Here is a 770-nt window from a genome sequence, read left to right on the forward strand (position 1 = left end):
GGACAGTAGCTTGTTCGAGGGTGTTGCGCTGGCTGCCCGACTGGTGTCGCCTTATACGGTGCTGCCAGCGGAAATCAGCACGATGCTGGAGGGTTTTATTACGCTTTCATCAGCGGCCCGGCTCAGGGATCTTTTTGGCGCGACTAAAGGTTCGCCATCAGGGCAGAGCCAGGCAGACAGCCCGGTGGATGGCTCGCCAACAAACGACAAAGGCAGGAGAAAAAAGAAACCACAGCAAACACCACAACGCACCAGCCCACCGGCCACAGCCTCCGTTGGCCCTGGCCAGCTACCGAAAGCCGCCGTGGCGCTGGGTGCCCTGTCTGGCCTGACCGCTGCGGCGGCTGCATCCCCATCCGGCAATAAAACCGAAGGGTGGATTGAGGTGCCGAATGCTACAACTCTGGGCAAGATTGGCCGTGATCCGGAATATCCACTGAATGGCACTTACCGGCAGACGGCGGATATTGATGGTAGCCAGCTAAACCAGTCCATTGGTAATAAGAACGATCCGTTTACCGGGGAGTACGATGGGCAGTGCCGTACCATCAGCGACCTGTCTGACTGTTTTGTTGACACTCTGAAAGGCAGCATCCGTAACCTTCACTTTACTGGTGCCAATATAACTTCCCAGAAGACGACCGGGTTAGCAGCCTGTGTTGTTGATGATACTGGCACAGTCAGTAATATTCGGGCGAAAGATGTTCGTATTCTCACCAATGGTGATCGAAATTTCGCTGGCATCGGGGGGGGGAGGTTAAAGGAACGGT

1 protein-coding gene is annotated in these 770 nt (G+C 55.6%); it reads left to right on the forward strand.

The features are described 5' to 3' along the window. Positions 1-770, forward strand: a 770-nt coding sequence (locus J7438_RS26320; RefSeq protein ID WP_209278984.1) for a M26 family metallopeptidase, incomplete at both ends; no start/stop codon positions are given.

Origin of the sequence: Thalassotalea sp. G20_0 (genome assembly GCF_017744175.1) — a bacterium.
In the GTDB taxonomy this organism is placed as follows: Bacteria; Pseudomonadota; Gammaproteobacteria; order Pseudomonadales; family Endozoicomonadaceae; genus Endozoicomonas.